14 protein-coding genes are annotated in these 21,984 nt (G+C 63.1%); 5 read left to right on the top strand and 9 right to left on the bottom strand.

All coding sequences use genetic code 11. The features are described from left to right. Positions 1 to 64: 64 nt before the first annotated feature. Positions 65 to 439, bottom strand: coding sequence for a hypothetical protein (locus G452_RS21460; RefSeq protein WP_162141294.1), 375 nt, complete (start codon positions 437 to 439; stop codon positions 65 to 67). A gap of 167 nt (positions 440 to 606) precedes the next feature. On the opposite strand from G452_RS21460, the gene G452_RS0109230 reads away from it, so the two are divergent. Further along, positions 607 to 1,950 (top strand): glutamine synthetase family protein, encoded by a 1,344-nt coding sequence (locus G452_RS0109230; protein ID WP_022661972.1) that lies wholly within the window; start codon positions 607 to 609, stop codon positions 1,948 to 1,950. Between the two features lie 208 nt (positions 1,951 to 2,158). Here G452_RS0109230 and G452_RS0109225 read toward each other — a convergent pair whose 3' ends face one another. From G452_RS0109225 to G452_RS0109205, 5 genes are all read right to left on the bottom strand, one after another. Beyond that, positions 2,159 to 2,962: a tetratricopeptide repeat protein gene (locus G452_RS0109225; RefSeq protein ID WP_022661971.1), complete on the bottom strand. Its 804-nt coding sequence runs from the start codon at positions 2,960 to 2,962 to the stop codon at positions 2,159 to 2,161. Beyond that, the gene (gyrA, locus tag G452_RS0109220; RefSeq protein WP_022661970.1) at positions 2,963 to 5,392 is read right to left on the bottom strand and encodes a DNA gyrase subunit A; all 2,430 of its coding nucleotides are present in this window, start codon (positions 5,390 to 5,392) and stop codon (positions 2,963 to 2,965) included. Positions 5,393 to 5,478: 86 nt separating this feature from the next. Continuing rightward, complete coding sequence (gene gyrB, locus G452_RS0109215) at positions 5,479 to 7,893, bottom strand: DNA topoisomerase (ATP-hydrolyzing) subunit B (RefSeq protein ID WP_022661969.1); 2,415 nt, start codon at positions 7,891 to 7,893, stop codon at positions 5,479 to 5,481. Further along, positions 7,893 to 9,053 carry a DNA polymerase III subunit beta gene (dnaN, locus tag G452_RS0109210; protein ID WP_022661968.1) on the bottom strand — a complete coding sequence of 387 codons (1,161 nt, stop codon included), beginning with the start codon at positions 9,051 to 9,053 and terminating at the stop codon, positions 7,893 to 7,895. The genes gyrB and dnaN overlap by 1 nt, the downstream gene beginning before the upstream one ends. 136 nt (positions 9,054 to 9,189) lie before the next feature. Beyond that, positions 9,190 to 10,500, bottom strand: a complete 1,311-nt coding sequence (locus G452_RS0109205; protein WP_022661967.1) for a DnaA ATPase domain-containing protein — start codon at positions 10,498 to 10,500, stop codon at positions 9,190 to 9,192. Between the two features lie 228 nt (positions 10,501 to 10,728). Between G452_RS0109205 and G452_RS0109200 the strand changes: the two genes are divergently transcribed. Then, positions 10,729 to 11,901, top strand: a complete 1,173-nt coding sequence (locus G452_RS0109200; RefSeq protein WP_022661966.1) for a homocysteine biosynthesis protein — start codon at positions 10,729 to 10,731, stop codon at positions 11,899 to 11,901. A gap of 312 nt (positions 11,902 to 12,213) precedes the next feature. On the opposite strand, the gene G452_RS0109195 is transcribed toward G452_RS0109200, so the two are convergent. Then, positions 12,214 to 13,383 carry a geranylgeranyl reductase family protein gene (locus G452_RS0109195; RefSeq protein WP_022661965.1) on the bottom strand — a complete coding sequence of 390 codons (1,170 nt, stop codon included), beginning with the start codon at positions 13,381 to 13,383 and terminating at the stop codon, positions 12,214 to 12,216. A 120-nt stretch (positions 13,384 to 13,503) separates the two neighbouring features. Here G452_RS0109195 and G452_RS0109190 point away from each other — a divergent pair, with 120 nt between their 5' ends. Both G452_RS0109190 and G452_RS20565 read left to right on the top strand, forming a co-directional pair. Next, positions 13,504 to 14,175, top strand: coding sequence for an HAD family hydrolase (locus tag G452_RS0109190; RefSeq protein WP_027189138.1), 672 nt, complete (start codon positions 13,504 to 13,506; stop codon positions 14,173 to 14,175). A 48-nt stretch (positions 14,176 to 14,223) separates the two neighbouring features. After that, on the top strand, positions 14,224 to 17,004 hold the full coding sequence (locus G452_RS20565) for an HD domain-containing phosphohydrolase (protein WP_155887623.1): 2,781 nt from the start codon (positions 14,224 to 14,226) through the stop codon (positions 17,002 to 17,004). Between the two features lie 31 nt (positions 17,005 to 17,035). On the opposite strand, the gene G452_RS0109180 is transcribed toward G452_RS20565, so the two are convergent. Both G452_RS0109180 and G452_RS0109175 read right to left on the bottom strand, forming a co-directional pair. Then, positions 17,036 to 18,154: a DUF362 domain-containing protein gene (locus G452_RS0109180; protein ID WP_022661962.1), complete on the bottom strand. Its 1,119-nt coding sequence runs from the start codon at positions 18,152 to 18,154 to the stop codon at positions 17,036 to 17,038. A 161-nt stretch (positions 18,155 to 18,315) separates the two neighbouring features. Further along, complete coding sequence (locus G452_RS0109175; RefSeq protein WP_022661961.1) at positions 18,316 to 19,266, bottom strand: DMT family transporter; 951 nt, start codon at positions 19,264 to 19,266, stop codon at positions 18,316 to 18,318. 403 nt (positions 19,267 to 19,669) lie between these two features. On the opposite strand from G452_RS0109175, the gene G452_RS0109170 reads away from it, so the two are divergent. After that, positions 19,670 to 21,919 carry a vitamin B12-dependent ribonucleotide reductase gene (locus G452_RS0109170; RefSeq protein WP_022661960.1) on the top strand — a complete coding sequence of 750 codons (2,250 nt, stop codon included), beginning with the start codon at positions 19,670 to 19,672 and terminating at the stop codon, positions 21,917 to 21,919. Positions 21,920 to 21,984 lie beyond the last annotated feature (65 nt).

Raw genomic sequence — 21,984 nt, 5'->3', positions numbered from 1 at the left:
TCGAGCGGGGAATCGAAAATAACACTTTCGTTCTATGCAAGCCGGAATGAACGCGTTTCAGGCCTCATGAAACCGTAAATTTCTTGTTTCGGCAGAAATTGGAAGAGATCATCCCCCAAAAAGCATCCGGAGCGGCCCAGTTCGGCCGCAGGGGCAAAAGTCCGCGAATCGGCTCTGGGAGTCGATTCGCGGACTCTTTTTTGCCCGTGGAAGGGGTTCCGGCTCCGGTTTCGGCCATTTCAAGACAGGACGAGGAAATGCCTCCGCAGGGCGAAATGCGCTTGACGCGAGGCCCAAAAAATGGCTCATTCAACCCCGACGAGGCGAAAAACAGGTCCAAAGTTGACAATAATGTGTGGTCTACGGTTCCATTTCCGGTTTTTTCAAGCTCTTTTGTTGACAATATTGTTTCATTTTTGAAGCGGGCTTGTTTTTCCATCACAAAATTGTAATTTTTTATGGGAATCTGATGCTGCCAAAGGCGTCAACATGAAGATAACAGTTTGAAATTTCGCAACTAATTAGTATTGGCATCGAACTTGTTAATCAGGAACCCATTCGCATCCAAGTCGTGAAACCCAACAACCCTTTTTGGAGGTCCGGCACATGAATATCCCCGTGTTTGATTGCAAAAACGCCGACGACGTGCTGAAAGCCGTCAAGGATTACAACGTCAGCTTCATTCAGTACTGGTTCGTCGACATCCTCGGCACCCTGAAATCTTTCCAGATCACCCCGAACGAGATCGAAGCTTCCTTCGAGGAAGGCATGGGCTTTGACGGCTCCTCGATCCTGGGCTTCTGCCGCATCGACGAGTCCGACATGGTCGCCATGCCGGATCCGACCACCTTCCAGATCTGCTCCTGGCGTCCGACCGAGCGTCCGGTCGCCCGCATGTTCTGCGACGTGGTCAACCCCGACGGCACCCCGTTCACCGCCGATTCCCGCTACGTGCTGAAGAAGGTTCTCGCCAAGGCCGCCGAGAAGGGCTACACCTCCTACGTCGGTCCCGAGCTGGAGTTCTTCCTCTTCGCCGACGACCAGGACACCGAGATCCTCGACCACGGCGGATACTTCGACGCTCCGCCGCTGGACCTGGGCAACAACATCCGCCGCGAGATCATCTTCGCCCTCGAAGCCATGGGCATGCAGGTCGAGTACTCCCACCACGAGGTGGCCCCGTCCCAGCATGAGATCGACCTGCGCTACGCCGAGGCCCTGCGCATGGCCGACATCGCCATGACCTACCGCGTGGTCGTCAAGGAAACCGCCCGCAAGCACGGCTGCTACGCCTCCTTCATGCCCAAGCCCATCTTCGGCGAGAACGGCTCCGGCATGCACGTGCACCAGTCCCTGTTCAAGAACGGCAAAAACGTCTTCTACGAAGGATCCGACAAGTACCATCTGTCCGCCGAGGGCAAGAGCTACATCGCCGGCATCCTCAAGCACGCTCCCGAATTCGTCTGCGTGACCAACCAGTGGGTCAACTCCTACAAGCGCCTGGTCCCCGGCTACGAAGCCCCGGTCTACATCGCCTGGGCCCGCCGCAACCGTTCCGCCCTTGTCCGCGTGCCCATGTACAAGCCCGGCAAGGAACTGGCCACCCGCATGGAGCTGCGCTGCCCGGATCCGGCGGCCAACCCCTACCTGGCCTTCGCCGTCATGATCGCGGCCGGTCTGAAGGGCATCGAAGAAAACTACACCCTGACCACCCCGGTCGAGGAAGACATCTTCCACATGAACGACCGCCAGCTGAAGCGCAACAAGATCAAGGCGCTTCCCGGCTCCCTGTTCGAAGCCGCCATGAACCTGAAGAAGTCCAAGTTCATGAAGGAAGTCCTGGGCGACCACCTGCACAACGCCCTGGTCGAGAACAAGGTCGCCGAGTGGGACGAATACCGCACTCAGGTCACCGAGTACGAACTGGACAAGTACCTGCCCATTCTGTAGTTCGACGCCGACCCTCATCGCCGTCATTCCTGGGCCCCCGTTCGCGGGGGCCTTTTTCGTTTCCGCACGTTTCCGCACGGTTCCATAGAGCGCGCGGCCGCCGCGCACGTGCGTGCGCTCCTTTGGGCCGCGCATGAAAACAGGCGCGCATGAAAAAAGGGAGGACCGTTTCCGATCCTCCCTGGAATGCCGTTGATGCGTTGTCCGGCTAATGGCCCTTGCCCATGTTCTTCAGCCGGATCTGGATGACCTTGGGATTCGGGTAGGTGTCTTCTATGGAATGGAAGAGCTCGCGCGCCCGGTCGAAGTCCATTTCCTGCTCGTAGACGTCGGCCAGCAGGAACACGGCCAGGGCCTGGGTGTCCTTGTCGGCCACGCCGTCCGCCATGATCACTTCCAGCACTTCCTTGGCCTGGCCCCAGCTCTGCATGAAGCTGTAGGTCTGGGCCTCCTCGTACTGGCAGCGCGCGCGGGTCGGCCCGTCCGGGGCCAGCTCCTCGCACTGCTGAAGCAGGGTCAGGGCGCGGTCGTAGTTGCGCAGCACCCGGTGCACTCCGGCCATGCGCAGCAGGGTTTCCACCTTGCGCTGCTGGTCGTCCCCGCTCAGCTCCAGGCATTTCTGCCAGGTGTCCAGCGCCTTGGTCCGGTCGCCGCGCTGGTCGTAGAGCTCGCCGAGCTGGAACATCAGGGTCCAGGCCGAATTGGACTTTTCCCCGTACTCCAGGATCATGGCTTCCAGCAGCACGATGGAGCGGTCCAGGTCGCCCTTGACGTTGAGCGCGATTTCCAGAAGCCGCTCCCAGGCTTCGAGCCGGTTCTCGCCCTTGGGGTAGCGCTGAAGGTAGCGTTCGTACCCTTCCTTGGCCTCGATGTAGAAGCCGTTCATGTACGCAGTGCGCACCTCTTCCAGGTCCGAGCGCTCGCTGGAACCGGGAACGGAACAGCCCGCAAGCAGACAGCCGAGGCTCGCCAGCAGAGCCAGAATGAGCGCAACGCGATGGGGGGTCGCCATCTAGTCTTCCTCGTCGAGTCCCTTGTCGAGCACCAGGTCGAATCCGGCCACCTGTCCGCCGTCCATCTGCACGAGGCGCACGCCCTGGGTGGCGCGTCCGCGCGTTTCGCTGATCTCGGAGACGTCCATGCGGATGATCTTGTTGCCGGAGGTCAGGAGCACGACCTCGTCGTTCTCGCCGACCATGATGGCGCCGAGCACGGGTCCGGTCTTGGCGGTAACGCGCATGTTGATGATGCCCTTGCCGCCGCGCGTCTGGACCCGGTACTGGTCCAGGCCGGTGCGCTTGCCGTAGCCCCCTTCGGACACGGTCAGCAGGCTGTCGCGGCCGTTGCCGGTGATGACCGCGGCCACCACGCGGTCCGCGTCGCGCAGGGCCATGCCCTTGACTCCGGCGGCCACGCGGCCCATGGGCCGGGCGTCCTGCATGTTGAAGCGGATGGAGATGCCGTCCGCGGAGATGAGCAGGCAGTCCGCGTCGCTCGGAACCTCCTTCACGGTCATCAGCTCGTCGTGTTCCTTGAGGGTCACGGCCTTGATGCCCGTGGAGCGGCAGTTGCCGTACAGCTCCATGCTGGAACGCTTGATCATGCCGCGCTTGGTCACGAAGAGCAGGTAGCGCTCCTTGTCGAACTCGCGGGTGGCCAGGGCCGCTGCCACGTACTCGTCCTTGCTCAGGGGCAGCAGGTTGGCGATGTGCACGCCCTTGGCGTAGCGGCTGCCTTCGGGCACCTGGTGGACCTTGAGCTGGTACATCCGGCCCAGGTTGGTGAAGAGCAGCAGGGTCTGGTGGTTCGTGGTCAGGAGGAAGTTGTGCACGAAGTCGCCGTCGCCCGTCTGGACGCCCGCCACGCCCTTTCCGCCCCTCTTCTGGGACTGGTAGTTGGAAAGGGGGGTTCGCTTCACGTAGCCGCGCTGGGAGAGCGTAATAACGGTCTCGTCGTCGGCGATGAGATCCTCGATGTTGATGTCGTAGGGATTGTCTTCCAGGAGCACGCTGCGGCGCGGGGTGCTGTAGGTCTTGCGGATCTCGGTCAGCTCGTCGTCGATGACGCCCTTGAGCACGCTTTCGTTTTCAAGGATGCTCTTGAAGTATTTGATCTTCTCCATGAGATCCAGGTACTCGGCCTCCAGCTTGTCCCGCTCCAGACCGGTCAGACGCTGCAGACGCATGTCCAGGATGGCCTGGGCCTGCACGTCGGACAGCTCGAAGCGCGCCTTCAGGGCGGCCTTGGCCTCGTCCGGGCTGGAAGAGGCGCGGATCAGCCGCACGACCTCGTCGATGTTGTCCACCGCGATCTTGAGGCCTTCCAGGATGTGGGCGCGCTTTTCGCTCTTGTCCAGGTCGAAGCGGGTGCGCCGGATGATGACCTCGCGCCGATGCTCCAGGAAGTAGGCCAGCACCTGCTTGAGGTTCAGGAGCATGGGCCGGTTGCCGGCCACGGCCATCATGTTGATGCCGAAGCTCGTCTCCAGCGGGGTGAACTTGTAGAGCGCGTTGACGATGATGTCGGCGATGGAGCCGCGCTTGAGTTCGAGCACGATGCGGATGCCGTTGCGGTCGGACTCGTCGCGCAGGTCCGAAACGCCGTCGATCTTCTTCTCGTGCACGAGCTGGGCGATCTTCTCCACCAGGGTGGACTTGTTCAGCGCGTAGGGAATTTCCTTGATGATGATCGACTCGCGGTTGCCCTTGAGCTGCTCGATCTCGATCTTGCCCCGGATGCGGATGCTGCCGCGCCCGGTGTGGTAGGCGTCGCGCAGGCCCTGGCCGCCGTAGATGGAGGCGCCCGTGGGGAAGTCCGGACCCTTGATGTGCTGCATCAGGTCGCTGACGCTGCAATCCGGGTTGCGCAGCAGGTGCAGGGTGCCGTCCACCAGCTCGCCCAGGTTGTGGGGCGGGATGTTGGTGGCCATGCCCACGGCGATGCCGGCCGTGCCGTTGAGCAGCAGGTTGGGCACCTTGGTGGGCAGGACCGCGGGCTCCTGCATGGTGTTGTCGTAGTTGGGCCGGAAATCCACGGTCTGCTTGTCGATGTCCGCCAGGAACTCGCTGGCCAGACGCGCCATGCGCACCTCGGTGTAACGCATGGCCGCGGCGGCGTCGCCGTCGATGGAGCCGAAGTTGCCCTGGCCGTCCACGAGCGGATCGCGCATGGAGAATTCCTGGGCCATGCGCACCAGCGCGTCGTACACGGCGGAGTCGCCGTGCGGATGGTATTTACCGATGACGTCACCGACCACGCGGGCGGACTTCTTGTAGGCTCGGTTGTACGAGTTTCCGAGATCGTGCATGGCGAAGAGAATCCGCCTGTGCACGGGCTTGAGCCCGTCGCGCACGTCCGGAATGGCGCGACCGATGATCACGCTCAAGGAATACTCAAGATAACTTTTCTTGAGTTCTTCCTCGATGGTTATGAAATCGTTCATGTATCCTCCATGGCGAAGGGCGGGGCCGCTGCTTCCGGTTCACGCCGTGACCTCGGAAAAGCCGGACCGAACCCTTCGTAATGCTGCTAGATGTCCAGTTCGCGGACGGCCAGGGCGTTGCGCTCGATGAACAGGCGACGCGGCTCCACGGAATCCCCCATGAGATCCTGGAAGATGTCGTCCGCCTCGGACATGTCGTCGATCTTCACCTGGAGCATGGTCCGCTTGGTCGGGTCCATGGTCGTCTCCCAGAGCTGCTCCGGGTTCATTTCGCCCAGACCCTTGTAGCGCTGGATCTGATAGCCCTTGTGCGCTTCTTCGAGAATGGCCTCCAGGGTCTTGAAAAGCCCCGTCACCGGCGTCTGCTCCGCGCCCTTGACCAGCAGGAACTCCACCCCGCCGCATTCGTCCTTGATCTTGCGGTTGGTGTCGTAGGCCTGGCGGTAGAGCTTGGAATTGAAGAATTCCATGGCCAGGCGCGTGCGGTGCCCGTTCTGGTTCTCGAAGACGAGGAAGGTGCGGTCCTTTTCGGACTCTTCGTCATGCTCGCTCTCCAGGCGGACGCTGTAGCCACGTTCGGCCATGTCCGCGTAGAAGGCTTCGGGATCGTTTTCCTCCTTCTCGAACCAGCGGAACGAGAGGCGCTGCTGCGAGTCGAGCAGATGCATGAAGAGCGGCTCCTCGATGGCCATGTTCACGGCGTCGTGGACCTTGCCGCGCACGAAGCGGATCTGGTTGGCGAAGTCCACGAGCTTTTCGCCCGTGTATTCGTAGCCGTTCACCGAGCGGACCACGAGATCCTTGCTCACGCTGGTGAGCAGAAAGTCGTTCAGCTCCGTCTCTTCCTTGATGAACTTCTCGAACTTGCCCTTGTGCACGCGGAACAGGGGCGGCTGCGCGATGTAGAGATTGCCGCGCTCGATCAGCTCCGGGTACTGCCGGAAGAAGAAGGTCAGCAGCAGGGTGCGGATGTGCGAGCCGTCCACGTCGGCGTCCGTCATGATGACGATCTTGTGGTAGCGCAGCTTGTCGTAGTCCTTTTCCTGGTCGTCGCCCACGCCGATGCCCACGCCGAGCGCCGTGATCATGGCCCGGATTTCCTTGTTGGAGAGCATCTTGTCCACGCGGGTCTTTTCCACGTTCAGGATCTTGCCGCGCAGGGGCAAAATGGCCTGGCAGCGCGGGTCGCGGCCCTGCTTGGCCGAGCCGCCTGCGGAGTCGCCCTCGACGATGAAGATCTCGGATTCCTCGGCCTTCTTGGTCTGGCAGTCCGCGAGCTTGCCCGGCAGGGCGTTGTCCGAAAGCGCTCCCTTGCGCCGGACCAGATCGCGCGCCTTGCGGGCGGCGTCGCGGGCGCGGGCCGCGTCGATGACCTTTTCCAGGATGGCCTTGATGTCCTTGGGATTTTCCTCGAAAAACTGGGTCAGCTTCTCGTAGACCAATCCGGCCACCAGGCCGCTGACCTCGGAGTTGCCGAGCTTGGTCTTGGTCTGGCCCTCGAACTGCGGCATGGGCAGCTTGACGCTGACGATGGCTGTCAGGCCCTCGCGCACGTCGTCGCCCGAAACCTTGCGGATCAGCTTCTTGGGCAGGTCCGCGTTGGCGATGTAGTTGTTCAGGGCGCGGGTCAGCGCCGTGCGGAAGCCCGCGAGGTGCGTGCCGCCTTCCACGGTGCGGATGTTGTTGGCGAACGTGTAGACGTTCTCCTTGTAGCCCGTGTTGTACTGCACCGCGAACTCGGTGACCATGTTCTCGGCTTCGCCGATGCCGTAGATCACGTCCGTGACCACGGTCTGCCCGCTGTTGATGTCCTGGGTGTAGGAGCGGATGCCGCCCTCGAAGTGGAAGCTGTCCGAATCCCCGGTGCGCTCGTCCATGAAGTCGATCTGCAGGCCGGAGTTGAGGTAGGCCAGTTCCTGGAGCCGCTTTTTCAGCGTGCCGTAGTCGAACTGGTTGACCTCGAAGATCTCCTCGTCCGGACGAAAGCGGATGGCGGTTCCCGTGCTGGTGGACTCGCCCACCAGTTCCAGGCCGGAAACGGGCACGCCGCGCTCGTAGGTCTGACGCCAGGTCTTGCCGTCGCGCTTGACCGTGGCCTCCAGGAATTCGGAAAGCGCGTTCACGCAGGACACGCCCACGCCGTGCAGGCCGCCGGAAACCTTGTAGGAGTCGTTGTCGAACTTGCCGCCCGCGTGCAGCGTGGTCATGACCACTTCCAGCGCGGGACGATGCTCCTTGGGGTGCATGTCCACGGGAATGCCGCGGCCGTTGTCCGTGACGGTCACGGAGTTGTCCATGTGCAGCTGGACCTTGATGCGGTTGCAATACCCGCCCATGGCCTCGTCGATGGAGTTGTCCACCACCTCGTAGACCAGGTGGTGCAGGCCGCGCCCGTCCGTGGAACCGATGTACATGGCGGGGCGTTTCCGTACGGCGGAAAGCCCCTCGAGAATGGTGATGCTGTCAGCCGTATAGCTGTTGGTCTGCCTCTGTTCGGTCATTAAGCGTCTTCCTCGGTATAATAAGTCTCTTCCTGAATCATCATGGGCATGACGATGACCTGATAGTCGGCGTCGTCGGTGCCGGTGATGCCGCAGGGCGCTTCGCCGCCGGTGAGAACCATCTCCACGGTCTGCGAGCTGAAATGGTTGAGGATCTCGATGAGATTCTTGGTCGGGAACGCGATGCGCTCCAGATCGCCGCTGAACTGCGACTCCATGGACTCCGTGGCCGTGCCGGTTTCCTGGCCCTGGCTGTAGAGCACGAGCTCGCCGGGCTGGAGCATGAAATGGGTGCAGCGGTTGGAATCGGTGTTGAAGATGGAGATGCGGTCCAGGGAATTGATCATTTCCGCCCGGTTGAACGAAAGACGGGAAACCCCTTCCTCGCCGAGCTTGGAAAGGAAGTTGTTGTAGTTCGGATACTGGTAATACGAAAGCGGCAGGCTGAAGGTTTCCTGCTGGTCCCCGGTGCGGAAGAAGAGCCGCTTGTCCGAGATGTTCAGCTCGATCTCGTCCGCGGTCAGCCATTTCTTCAGCTCGGCCAGATATTTCTTCTGGATGAGCACGCCTTCTTCCGGGAGCATTTCAAAGATGTCGTCGTTGACGAACTTGATCATGGCGAACTGGTGGCCGTTCAGCCCGCAGACCTCGATGGCCTTGTCGCCGTTCTTGGCCCTGGCGAAATAGATGCACGCGATGGCCTCCATGGAGTCCTCGTCGCTGATGCAGTAGGCGATCTTGTCGATGATCTCGTGCAGGAAATCGCCGGACCAGAAGACCGTGCCCTCGTCCGGGAAGGAGGAAAACTTCTGGAACCACTCCTCGTCGTTCACGGGCAGCTTGTACTTGCGCGCTCCCTGCTCGACCAGGACGTTCTGCTTGTCCGCGTCGGTCTTGATGATCAGCTCGCCCGAAGGCAGCTTGCGGACCAGCTCGTAGAAGGCGCGGCCCTGGATGCCGGCCAGGCCCTCTTCCTGGATCTGGGCGGGATAGGAACCGCAGAACTCCAGGTTGGAATCCGTGGACATTATGTTGAGCCTTCCGTCCTCGCACTTCAGCCAGATCGTGCGCAGGAAGGCGGCGCCCGTCTTGGCCGGAATGATGTTGGCCGACTTCTGCAAACCTTCGATGATCTCGTCTCTTTGTACTCTTAAGAACATAAAGAAGACTCCTTGTTGCTTTTATAAGGCCTGTCACTTGGTAGATAACCATGTTATCAGGCTGTATTTTATAGAAAAAATATCTACACGCCTTGTCGAGGACAAGGAACTTCACCGACACCCCCCCGCACGGGGATCACTCTCTGCCGTAAAGCAGACATTTCTTCTTCAACTCTTTCAACAGGCTGTTCATTGTGGGGTCATCTTCCCGAAGTTGCTCTATTTTTTTTACCGAGTAGAGCACGGTGGAGTGGTCCTTGCCGCCGAAAGTCCTGCCCAGCGCCGGGTAGGAAACCGGCAGGAGCGTCTTGCACAGGTACATGGAAACCTGGCGGGCCTGGGCGATGTGGGCGTGGCGCTTGCTGCCTTTCAGCTCCTTGACGCTGACCCCGAAATGGTCGGCCACCAGGGAGATGACGTGCTCGGACTTGAGCGTTTCCGTGGTGGTTTCTTCCGTGTTGTTCAGGATCTGCTCGAAATCCCGTTTGGAGATGTCCTTGCGGACCAGCTCGCGGAAGGCCACCAGCTTGATGAGGATGCCCTGAAGGTAGCGGAAATCCTTGAAGCGCTGGGCCAGGGTCAGGATCTGTTCCTTGGACAGGGGCAGCTTCTTGAGCTTGGCCTGCTCGCGGATGTAGTCGATGCGCACTTCCAGGTCCGGCTGCTTGAGCGAGACCATCAGCCCCCATTCCAGCCGGGAGAGCAGCACCGGATCAAGATAGTCGTAGGAGGATATCTTGTCCTGGCAGCAGAAGACCATCTGTTTCTTTCGATCGAAGAAATGGTTGAAAATAATGATCATTTCCTGCTGCATGCCGTCGTACTTCTGGATCTGGTGGAAGTCGTCGATGAACAGGAAGTCGTGGGAGAAAATATGGTTGCGCGCCCGGAAGACGTCGCCGGAAAAGGTGGTGCTGTAGAGGTTCTTCAGCTCGTCCATGGAGAGCAGCAGCAGGGAGGCGGGGTCGGCTTTCTTGCTGATCTCGTTGGCGATGGCGCGCAGGAGGTGGGACTTGCCCGAACCGTGCTCCCCGCAGATGAGGAAGGGATTGAAGAGCGTGCCCGCCTGCTTGGTCACCTCCCGGGCCGAGGCCAGCGGGAAGTAGTTTTTCTTGTTCACCAGGAAGGAATCGAAGATGAACTGGGAATCAAAGGGGAAGCCCACGGCCTTGGTGCTTGTCTCCACCGCGCGGCCGTTCTCCCCGCCGTTGGAGGGGGTGTTGTAGCGGATCGTGTATTCGCCGCCGAGGAACGAGTTCAGCTGCGCTTCGAACTTGTCCTGAATCGTGCCCTCGAACCAGCGCGCGAAGAAGCCGTGCGGAAAGAGCACGGAGGCGCGACGTTCCGCCGGGACGATGTCCACGTCCAGCGGGTCGAACCAGCGGCGGAGCTCCTGTTCCGAACTGGTCTGAAGAAGGTGTTCTCGAAGTGCTTGCTTTGCGTTCAAGGCCGGGTCTTTGCTGACTTTTCAGGTTGTAGAAATAATTGCAGAAATTCTGGAATGAAGAGCAACGCTTCTGACTGCGTCGGAACGTATCATTATATAGCTCAAAAAAGCCCCCAAGCCAAGGGCGCACAAGGGGCCGCAGGCAGGTTCCCGGAAAAAAATTGCCTTCGGAAACGATTTGAGACACTATCAAAGACTTCCAAGCCATATGTATGAACGGAGGTACCCGTGGCCACCCATCAGGTCAATAAAACCATCCAGGAAATCAACGACCGCATCCGCAAAGGCAAGGCGGTCGTGCTCAACGCGGAAGAAATGACCGCGGAAGTGCGCCGCCTCGGCAAGGTCAAGGCGGCCAAGGAAGTGGACGTGGTCACCACGGGAACGTTCTCGACCATGTGCTCTTCCGGCATGCTCTTCAACATCGGGCAGGAACCGCCCGTGATGAAGGTTTCCCAGCTCTGGCTGAACAACGTGCCCGCCTATTCCGGCCTGGCCGCGGTGGACGGCTACATGGGCGCCACCGAGCCCGCCGAGGACGATCCCCTGAACAAGGTCTATCCCGGCCGCTTCGTCTACGGCGGCGGCCACGTCATCGAAGACCTGCTGCGCGGCAAGGCCGTGCATCTCAAGGCCCGCGCCTACGGAACGGACTGCTATCCGCGCCGCAAGCTCGACAAGGACGTGACCCTGGCGGACCTGCCCAATGCCTGGCTGCTCAACCCGCGCAACTGCTACCAGAACTACAACTGCGCCGTGAACCTGACCAGCCGGACCATCTACACCTACATGGGCCCGCTGAAGCCCAAGTCCCGCAACGCCAACTACGCCACGGCGGGCGAGCTTTCGCCCCTGTTCAACGATCCGCTGTTCAAGACCATCGGCCTGGGCACGCGCATCTTCCTGGGCGGCGGCGTGGGCTATGTGATCGGCTCCGGAACGCAGCACAACCCCAAGCCGCCCCGCAACGAGTACGGCATTCCGACCACGCCGTCCGGAACCCTGATGCTCAAGGGCGACATGAAGAAGATGAACCCGCGCTATGTGCGCGGCGTGTCCATCGTGGGCTACGGCTGCTCCTTGGCCGTGGGCGTGGGCATCCCCATTCCCATCCTCAACGAGGAGATCGCCTGGCATACGGGCGTGTCCAACGCGGACATCCAGGTGCCCGTGCGCGATTACGGCTATGATTATCCCAACGGCGTGCCCCGCGTGCTCGGACATGTGACCTTCGAGGAACTCCAGTCCGGGGAGATCGTGCTCGACGGCAAGAAGGTGGCCACCGTGCCGCTGACTTCCTATCCCATGTCCGTGGAAGTGGCCGACGAGCTCAAGAAGTGGATTCTGGACGGGAACTTCAGCCTGACCCAGCCGGTCGAGGAGATCGACTGCTTCTTCTAGCCTGAAGCGAAGCAAGCGGTGATATTTCTCCTTTCCAGAGAGAAATACCCGCGATCAAACAAAACGTATCGGAAAATTCCAGCCGGACGCTCCAGGGCGTCCGGCTTTTTTTCGTCTCATAGCCGGTCCGCGCCCGAATCCAGCTTTCCGAACCTCTCCAGCTCTCTATTGCACCCGCCCGACCGCGCTGGTCGCGGTCGGCAAAAGGGGTTCCCAGGGGCCGCGGGCCCCTGGGCCGCCGGAGGCATCTTCTCCAAGCATTTTTCTCTTGGCCTTTTTTCTGCCCTTTTTCTCGCCTCATCCCAAAATGCTTCAGTCCCATTCCCAGCGTTTCCTGCGCAGCAGGGCGTAGCTCCGTTCGCCGTGGACCATTTCTGCGAGTTTGGACCCTCCGGCTTTCAGAAACAGGGACACGGGCGCATAGCCGTGGACGCGCACGGCGGTCAGCAGGATTTTTCTGAGCATATTCGAAGCTTTGAGTTCAGGAAAAAGATTCCTTTCCAGCCGCCGCCGATAGAGCGCGTCCGCGCTGCCCAGGTTGCGGACCTGATCGAGCACGGAGAGCGCCGCGTATTTGCCGCTCATGAGGGCGTAGAAAATGCCTTCGCCCAGGGTCGGCTCCACGAGCCCGGCCGCGTCGCCCGCGAGCAGCAGGGGGCCTTTGCCGCTGATTTTGAGCCAATTGCCGTAGGGCAGGGGATGGCCCTGCATCGGAGGCCGCTGCTCGGTGCGGATGTGGAGGGTGTCGAGATATTCCTGGAGGCTGGCGCGCAAGGGGCGTTTCTCCCGCAGCCCGCACATGCCGATGACGAGGTGTTCCGGGTTGGGAAAAACCCAGCCGTACCCGGCCTTGTTGAAGCCGAGGTGCAGCAGCGGCTTTTGGAGATCGCGCAGGGGGGAGGCCAGGCCGTCGCGGGGGATGCGCAGCTCGATGCTGTCCGCGAGGTTGCAGCGCCAGCGGTTCTTGTCGGGCTGAAGCGCGCGGCGCACGCGGCTGTTGGCTCCGTCCGCGCCGATGATGAAGCGCGCCTGGAAGGTTCGTCCGTCTTCGGTTGCCACCGTGCCCCGCTGCGGATTACAGTCGATTGCCCTGGCCTGGACGAGTTCGGCCCCGGCCTCGACGGCCTTGCGGAGCAGCAGGTGGTCCATTGCGCTTCTGCTCGCGAAGTGGAAGGGAAAAGGCGCGGTGCCGGAATGGAGCAGCCTGTCCCGATGGTAGAGGGAAAAGGCGTCGGACTGGCCGAAGATGACGCCCTGTTCGACGAGGGCTTCGCGGCATAGCCCAAAGGCGGCGTCCAGGGCGCGTAGGGTTTTTTTCGTCAGCAGCCCGCCGCAGAGCTTGGGCCTGGGGAAAAGGGCGCGGTCCATGAGCGCGACGCGCAGGCCTCCGAGGGCCAGGGTGCGCGCCGCAGCGGATCCGGCCGGACCGGCCCCGACCACGAGTGCGTCGAAGCCACCGGGATTGTTGTCGGAACGGTCCATGAATTGGATATTTACTCCGAGCCGCGAGGAATCGCAAGAAGTGCGCGCGGCAGGATCGAAATTGCATGAACTTCAAGCGTGAACGCGGAAAGCGGAAGCGGAACCGGAGCAGGCGTGAGCATGGGAAAGATTCGGGCCATAATTTTTGATTTCGACGGGACGCTCGCCGAGCTGACCATCGATTTCGATCTGATGAAGCGGCGGGTCAGGGCGCTGGCCGCCGCGTTTCTGGGCGAGGAGCCCGAAGCCAACGGGATGCCCGTGCTGGAATGGATGGCCGAGCTGGCCGCGGAAGTGGAAGAGAACGAAGGCCGCGACATGGGCCTGGAATTTCATTCGCGGGCGCGGCTGGTGGTCAACGCCACGGAGCTGGACGCGGCCCGCGAGGGCAGGCTCTTTGCCTTCACCGAGCCGCTGCTGGCGGAACTTGCGGCGCGGGGCGTGGGCGTGGGCGTGATCACGCGCAATTCCACGGCGGCCGTGCGCACGGTCTTTCCGGAGATAGTCCGGCGATGCGGCGTGTTCCTGCCGCGCGAGGACGCCCGCGCGCTCAAGCCGGACCCGGCGCACGTGCTCCAGGCCCTGGAGCGGCTCGGCGTGGAGCCGGGAAGCGCGCTCATGGTCGGGGACCACGGCATGGACATCGCGGCGGGCAGGGCCGCGGGCTGCCGGACGGCCGGAGTGCTCAGCGGGAACCTGGGCCGGGAGGCGCTGGAAGCGTTCCATCCCGACTACATCGAGACGGATGCCGAGGCTCTGGTGCGGCGGCTCGCGGCCGAGGGGCGGCTCTAAGGCCGCGGCCCGGACGAAAAGACCAAGATCGGAAAGCGGGGAATCGGCGTGACCACGAACAGCAGGATGAAGATCGTCAAGAAGATCAGCCTGAAACAGGGCATGTTCGTGGTGCAGTACGGCAAGGGCACCGAGGCGGAGCCGTTCGCCATCGTGAACCAGCCGATCCATTCCTGGGAGGACGTGAAGCGCCTGATTCCCGAAGGCGTCAGCGAGGTCATGATCGATCCGGAATTCGATTACGAAGCCTGGAAGCGGGAGCAGGCGGAGCAGTCGCGCGGCGAGGCCGAGCGGCGCAAGGCCGAGGAGCGCAGCCGGGAGGAAGAGCGCCGAAAGGACGACGAGGCCCGCGCCCGCCGGGAAGAAGAGGAGGCGGCCCGCGCAGCGGCCATGGCCCGTGCGCGCGAGCAGAAACGGCAGGCCGAGGAAAAGCGCCGCGCCGAGGAAAATGCCCGGCAGCAGGCCGAAGAGGCGGCCAGGCGCGCCGAAGCCGAACGCATTCGGATCGAACGTCTCCGGGCCGAGGAAAAGCAAGCCGAGGAAAAGCGCAAGGCCGAGCAGGCCGAGCGGGAACGCCGCGAGGCGCAGCAGCGGAAGCTGGCCGAGGAAACCGCCCGTGCGGAGGCGGAACGCGCGGCGCGCGCCGCAGCGGAACGCGAAGCCCGCCTCAGAGCCGAGGAAGAAGCCCGTCTTAAGGCCGAGGAAGAAGCCCGGCAACAAGCCGAGGAAGAGGCCCGCCGCAGAGCCGAAGAAGAAGCCCGGCAACGGGCGTTGCAGGAACGCAGGCAGGCCGAGGAAAAGGCCCGGCAGCAGGCCGAGGCCGAAGCCGCGCGAAAGGAGCGGGAACGCCGCAGGATCGCCGAAGAGAAGCGGGTCCGGGAAGAGAAGCGAATACGGGAAGAAGAGCGGATTCGGGAAGAAGAGCGGCTGCGGGCGCAGCAGGAAGCCGTCCGCCGGGCCGAAGAGGAATTTCGCCGCCAGGAAGCCGAGCGGCTTGAACGCCTGCGTGCCCAGGAACAAAAACTCGCCGAGGATAAATCCCGGCAGCTTGCCGAAGAGGCTGCCCGGCGTGCCGAGGCCGAACGCATTCGCTCTGAACGCCTCCGGGCCGAGGAAGAGCAAAAAAGGGCGGAAGCTCTCCGGAAACGCCATCTTGCCGAGGCCTCCAAAAAACAGGCGCAAGAGCAGGCAGCCCGCCGGGCCGAGGAAGAACGCGCCCGCCAGGAAGCCGAGGAACGGGCGCGCCTGCAAAGGGAAGCGCAAGAGGCGGCACGCAAGGCCGAAGAGGAGGCGCGCAAGGCCGAAGAGGAGGCGCGGCAGCGGGAAATCCGCAAGCGCAGGCTCCAGGAGGAGGCGCGCCGGCGCGAGCAGGAAGCGGCCCGCCAACGCGCCGAGCAGGAAGCGCGGGAAAAGGCCGAGGCCGAAGCCCGCCGCAAGGCCGAACAGGAGGCGCGCCGGCGCGAGGAGCAGGAACGCCTCCGCGCGGCCGAGGAACAGGCGCGCAAGGCCGAACTGGAGCGCAGACGCAAGGAAGAGCAGGCCGCCCGCGAACGCGAACAGGCGCAGCGGGACGCCGAAGAGCAGGCCCGCCGCAAGAGCGAGCAGGAAGCGCGGGAGCGTGCCGAGGCCGAGGCCCGGCGCAAGGCCGAAGAGGAGGCGCGCCGGCGCGAGGAGGAAATGGAGCTTCGTCGCCGGGAGCAGGCCCAGGCCAGGGCGCGGGAAGAGGAGCGGCAGCGCCGCGAGGCCGAGGAGGAGGAACGCCGCCGGACAGAGGCCCTCAAGGAACGGGCCGCCGAGCTGGCCGAGCAGGAGCGCCGCCGCAGGGCCGAGGAGGCCGCCCGCGAAAAGGCCCGCCGCGCCCGGCGCGAGCAGCTTCAGCAGGAGCAGATCGGTTCCCTGGCGCGGGAACTTCCCGAAGCGGAAAAGCTCTATGCCCAGGCGCTCGCGTTCGAGCGCAAGGCCCTGGAGCTGGCCCGGCGGGAAGGCAAGCTCGACCTGGAGCGCGCCGAGGCCCTGGTGGAGCGCTTCATTCAGTCCCTGGAACGCAACGGCACGGCCCTGGCTTCCATGCTCAAGCTGCGCCATTTCGGCGAGTTCAGCCTGACCCATCCGATCAACGTTTCGGTCCTCTCCATCGCCCTGGCCCACCACATGGACCGCAGCCGCGAGGAGATGCGGCTCGTGGGGCTGGCCGGGCTGCTGCACGACCTGGGCAACGCGCGCATTCCCCTGGTGATCCTGAACAAGCCGGGAAAGCTGACGGAGCGGGAATACAAGATCGTGCGGGCGCATCCCGAAGAAGGCGCGGACATGCTCCGGGCCTACCCGTCACTGGATCCTGTGGTGGGCCGCATCGTGGCCGAGCATCACGAGCGGGCCGACGGCAGCGGCTATCCCAAGAGCCTGACCCAGGAGCAACTGCACCCGCTCACGCCCATCGTTTCCGTGACCGAGGTCTTCGACGCCCAGACCAGCAGACGGATCTACGCCGGACCCATTCCCGGCTCGGCGGCCATGAGCCGCATCTACCGCATGGGCGGAACGCAGCTCCATGCGGAAACCGTGGAACGGTTCATCAAGTTCATGGGCATCTATCCCGTGGGCAGCCTCGTGCGGCTGAGCAGCGGGGAACACGGCGTGGTGCTGTCCGTGGACCCGGCCCTGCCGCTGAAGCCGCTGGTGAAGGTCGTCTACGACGCCAAGCTGCGCAGCGTGCCGACGCGGTACGTGGACCTCGCCTCGCCCCGCAGCGCGGACAAGGATGTCAGGATCACCGAGCACGTCAACCACCACGACCTCAACCTGGACGTGTTCAACCTCATGGGCTGACGCGGCCCGCACGGCCCGCGCCCCAGCGGGCTCACGTCTTGATCAGCTCATACGCGCGGCTGCCCAGGCCGATTTCTTCGGCATATCCCAGTCCGAAATCTTCGGGCACGTGGCCATGCACCGCGCGGAACTTGTCCTCGCCGGGCTGGTAGGAAAGGGGCAGCTTGCTCGGGCTGGAGGCCGGAGCCCGGTTGACCAGATCCAGGGAGGCCTGATCCACGGCCACCGGGTCGAGCGAGGCCAGCACGCCGATGTCCGGGCAGAGCGGCGCGTCCGAGTAGCCCGCGCAGTCGCATTCGGGAATGACGTCCACCACGAAGTTGACGTGCAGGCAGGGGCGGCCCTTGGGTTCCAGCACGGCCTTGGCGTAGTCCATCATCCGCTCCAGGAATTCGCCCACGTTGGTGCGCCAGTCGATGACCAGGCCGCCGCTCTTGCAGGCCAGGAAACAGCCGCCGCAGCCCACGCAGCGTTCCTGGTCGATGGTGATGCGCCCCTCGCCCTTGGGCCCGTCCAGGGCCAGGGCCTCGGCGGCGCAGGCCGTGACGCAGAGGCCGCAGCCGATGCAGTCGTCGCGGTTCAGGGACGGGCCGGTGGTCAGGTGCTGCTGCATCTTGCCCTGCTTGCTGGCGCAGCCCATGCCGATGTTCTTGAGCGCGCCTCCGTAGCCCGCCAGTTCGTGTCCCTTGAAGTGGTTCAGGCTCACGAACCAGTCCGCGGCGTGGATGTCGCCCGCGATGTAGGCGGTTTCGATGCGCTTGCCGTGCACGGGCACCGCGACCTGGTGCTGGCCCTTGAGCCCGTCCGCCACGATGACGGGCGCGCCCAGGGCCAGGCCGTCGAATCCGTGGCGCTGGGCCAGCAGCGCATGGGAAACGGCCTCGCCGCGATGGCCGACGTAGAGCGTGCTCGCGTCGGTCAGAAAGGGTCTGCCGCCGGCGGCGCGGATATAGTCGAGCACGGCGCGCACCCAGATGGGCCGCAGGAAGGTGGTGGTGCCTTCCTCGCCGAAATGCAGCTTGACCGCGGTCAGATCGCCCGGATTGACGTGCTCGGCCGCGCCCGTGGCCCGGAGCAGCTTAGCGATGCGTTTTGCGAACGGGGATTTCATGCTCGCCCGCAGGTTCCAGAAGTACACGTTCGAGGGCATGGCGCTTCTCCTTGGAAAAAGGCTTGGTGCTGGACTGGCCACCAGCTTACGGACTCTCGGCGGTTTTTGAAAGGCGGAGCAGGAAGCAGCGCGGTATTCCTTGCTTCCGTCAATGGAAATGCAAAATATATTTATTTGTAATAATGGAAATAATCTTATATTCAACGAATATTCTGCACGCGAATGTACAGCACCAGTCCCAGCATGGTCAGGCTGATTCCGGTCCAGCCGAGAGGGCCGGGCAGTCCCGCGCCGAGCAGGGTGATTTCCCCTGCCAGGGAGAAAATCACCTCCATGGACTGGGTGCAATCCACGGCCGCGAGCTGCGCCGAGCTGCGGGCGCGGTGCCGCGCCGCCAGGAACAGGCTGGTGGCCAGCACTCCGGAGAATACCGCCACCAAAAAAGTGTTCAGGAGCTGGCCCGGTTCGGGCGGCGGCGGGCAGGTGGCGGCGAGGAGCGCGGCCCAGAGCGGCAGGGAGCCGAGGGTCAGCAGCAGCACGCGGCAAAAAGGATCGGCCATGACCCGCAGGGCTTCGGGCGTTTCGTTCAGGGCGGGAATGCGCCGCGAGCCGCCGCTCTGGGCTTCCCAGACGAGCTGGTTTCCGAAAGGATAGGCGAACGCGGCCAGAAGCACGGGCAGGGCGCCGAGCAGCACCTGGGAAACCGGAGCGTTGTCCGTCTGCTCCAGGTTCACGAGCACGATGCCAGCAAAGATGATGCCCGTCAGCAGCAGGGCGCGCAGGGGCACGCGCCGACCAAAGGCGAGCAGCACGAGGGGCGTGGCCAGGATGGTGGTCTGCCAGGTGGCGGCCACGACCCAGCCCGGAGCGAGGGTCGAGCTGAACGTGATCAGCGCGTAGAAGCAGCCGAACCCCACGCTGCCCGCCAGGGTCCAGAAGCGCCAGTGCCGGACGTAGAGCCGCAGGGCGTCCGCCAGGAGAGGGCCGCGCCCGGAAAGCAGCAGCCCGCCGCCGAGCAGGCCGAGCATCCAGAAATACCGCAGGCTCGCGGACCAGACCCAAGGCCCGCCCGCAAGGCTCATGGCCCGGTTGAGCACGAAGGTGGCGCTGAAGAACAGCGCGGCCAGGGTTCCGAGAAGCAGTATGCGCATGAGCGTTGTCCCCGCTGGAGAATTGTGGAGGCGCGTCTTGGTGGTAGGAAATTCAGCGCGTTTCGTCCATCGTCGGAAACGTGCGCTCCCGCTTTCGGCAAGGGACATCTCTGCTTGCCGTAGGCCGGGGATTTCGCTAAACCGCCAGTCCCGCGTTCACGACCGGACAGATTGCGTTTTTATTTTGCTGATAAAATTCAGCAGCTAGAAAAAATCTAGAAAAAATAATGATCGACTAACCCCGCTTTTTTGAAGGGTTGCGCCGTCCGGGTCGGACGGATCGGCCCTTTGGCATGATCCCCTACTAGTCATCGCCGCGAATCTTTCCTATTATGCTTTCTTACGAACGACATCTCGCCGATTTTCTTGATTTTAATTGCAACCAGTTGAGACAAAAGAGATTATGACGAAAATTCCCATGCCGAAGTCGTTACAGGAACCGGAGATCAATCCCAACGCCAAAGTCGTGCTCGAACGCCGCTACCAGCGCAAGGACGAGAACGGCAAGCCCTATGAAAGCTCCAAGGAGCTGTTCTGGCGGGTGGCCTCGGCCATCGCCGCGGAAGAGGCCAAGTACGACGCCTCGCCGGTCAAGCCCGAGGCCCTGGCGCGCGATTTCTACGAGCTGATGACCTCCTGGACCTTCCTGCCCAACTCGCCCACCCTGATGAACGCCGGAACCGATCTCGGACAGCTCGCGGCCTGCTTCGTGCTGCCGGTGGAAGACTCCATGGAGGGCATTTTCGACGCGGTCAAGAACGCGGCCATGATCCACAAATCCGGCGGCGGCACGGGCTTCTCCTTCTCCCGGCTGCGGCCCCAGGACGCCCGCGTCGGCTCCACCGGCGGCATCGCCTCCGGACCCATCTCCTTCCTGAAGATATTCAACACCGCCACCGAACAGGTCAAACAGGGCGGCACCCGGCGCGGCGCGAACATGGCCATCCTGCGCGTGGACCATCCGGACATCCTGCACTTCATCAAGGCCAAGGAACGCGAGGGCGAGCTGAACAACTTCAACCTCTCCGTGGCCCTGACCGAAAAATTCATGCGCGCCGTGGAAAAAGGCGATGACTACGACCTCGTGGCGCCGCACACGAAAAAGACCACGGGCAAGCTCAACGCCCGCGAAGTCTTCGAAATCCTCGTGCGCAAGGCCTGGGAATCCGGCGATCCCGGCATCGTCTTCCTCGACCGCATCAACCGCGACAACCCGACCCCGGCCCTGGGCGAGATCGAGTCCACCAACCCCTGCGGCGAACAGCCCCTGCTGCCCTTCGAGGCCTGCAACCTCGGCTCCATCAACCTCGGCAAGTTCGTGCTGCCCGGCGAGTCCGCCAACGGCGGCTCCGACCTCGTGGACTGGGACGCCTTCAAGCGCGCCATCCATCTCGCCGTGCGCTTCCTGGACAACGTCATCGACGCCTCGCGCTATCCCCTGCCCGCCATCACCGAGCGCGTCCTGGCCACCCGCAAGATCGGCCTGGGCGTCATGGGCTGGGCCGACATGCTCTTCCAGCTCCACCTGGCCTACGACTCGCGCCAGGCCGTGGAACTGGGCGAGAAGGTCATGGAATTCCTGCGCGCCGAGGCCCGCAGCGCCTCCAAAAAACTCGCCGAAGAACGCGGCCCCTTCCCGGCCTACCCGGACTCCACCTTCGGCAAGCGCAACCTCGGACCCTACCGCAACGCCACCACCACGACCATCGCGCCCACAGGCACCCTCTCCATCATCGCGGGCTGCTCCTCCGGCGTGGAGCCGCTCTTCGCCCTCAGCTTCTCGCGCAACGTCATGGACGGCGATGTGCTCGTGGAAACCAACCCCTTCTTCGAACAGGCCGTGCGCGCGGCCGACGCCTACAGCCCCAAGCTGATGCAGGAGGTCGCCAAGCTCGGCTCCATCCGCTCCATGGAGTTCCTGCCCGAAGAACTGCGCCGCGTCTTCGTCACGGCCATGGACATCGAGCCGCTCTGGCACCTGAAGATGCAGGCCGGATTCCAGAAGCACACGGACAACGCCGTCTCCAAGACCGTGAACCTGCCCAACGCCGCCACCCAGGAAGACATCTGGGACATCTACTGGAAAGCCTACGAGTACGGCTGCAAGGGCGTGACCGTGTACCGCGACGGCTGCCGCTCCTCCCAGGTGCTCTGCACCGGCGAAGGCCAGGAAAAGAAGGACGGAAAACAGCCCGCCAAACTCGTGCGCGAACGGCCCGACGTGGTCTACGGGTTCACCCAGAAGGTCGAGACCGGCCTCGGAACCCTCTACCTGACCATCAACGAGATGGACGGCAAACCCTTCGAGGTCTTCGCCACCATCGGCAAGTCCGGCGCGTCCATCACCGCCAAGGCCGAAGCCATCGGCAGACTCGTGTCCCTGGCGCTGCGCTCCGGCGTGGGCCCGCGCGCCATCGTCGAGCAGCTCAAGGACATCGGCGGCGAACACCCCAAGTTCCAAAAGAAATTCCTCTGCAAATCCATCCCGGACGCCATCGCCTGGGTCTTCGAAACCCGCTACCTGCGCGGCGAGCACATCGATTCGGGCAACGGCTCCCTGACCAACCCCGTCTGCCCCGACTGCGGCACCGAACTCGTGTTCGAGGAAGGCTGCCACATCTGCAAGCAGTGCGGCTTCACCAAATGCGGGTAAAGGGCAGATAGAAAAGAGAAGAAATTCGGGGGAGGGGAAACCCTTTAAAAAGGGTTCTCCCCTCC

It is taken from the genome of Paucidesulfovibrio longus DSM 6739 (assembly GCF_000420485.1).
GTDB classification, from domain to species: Bacteria; Desulfobacterota; Desulfovibrionia; order Desulfovibrionales; family Desulfovibrionaceae; genus Paucidesulfovibrio; species Paucidesulfovibrio longus.
The sequence above is the reverse complement of the archived record's forward strand: the minus strand, read 5'-3'. Positions and strand labels throughout refer to the sequence as shown.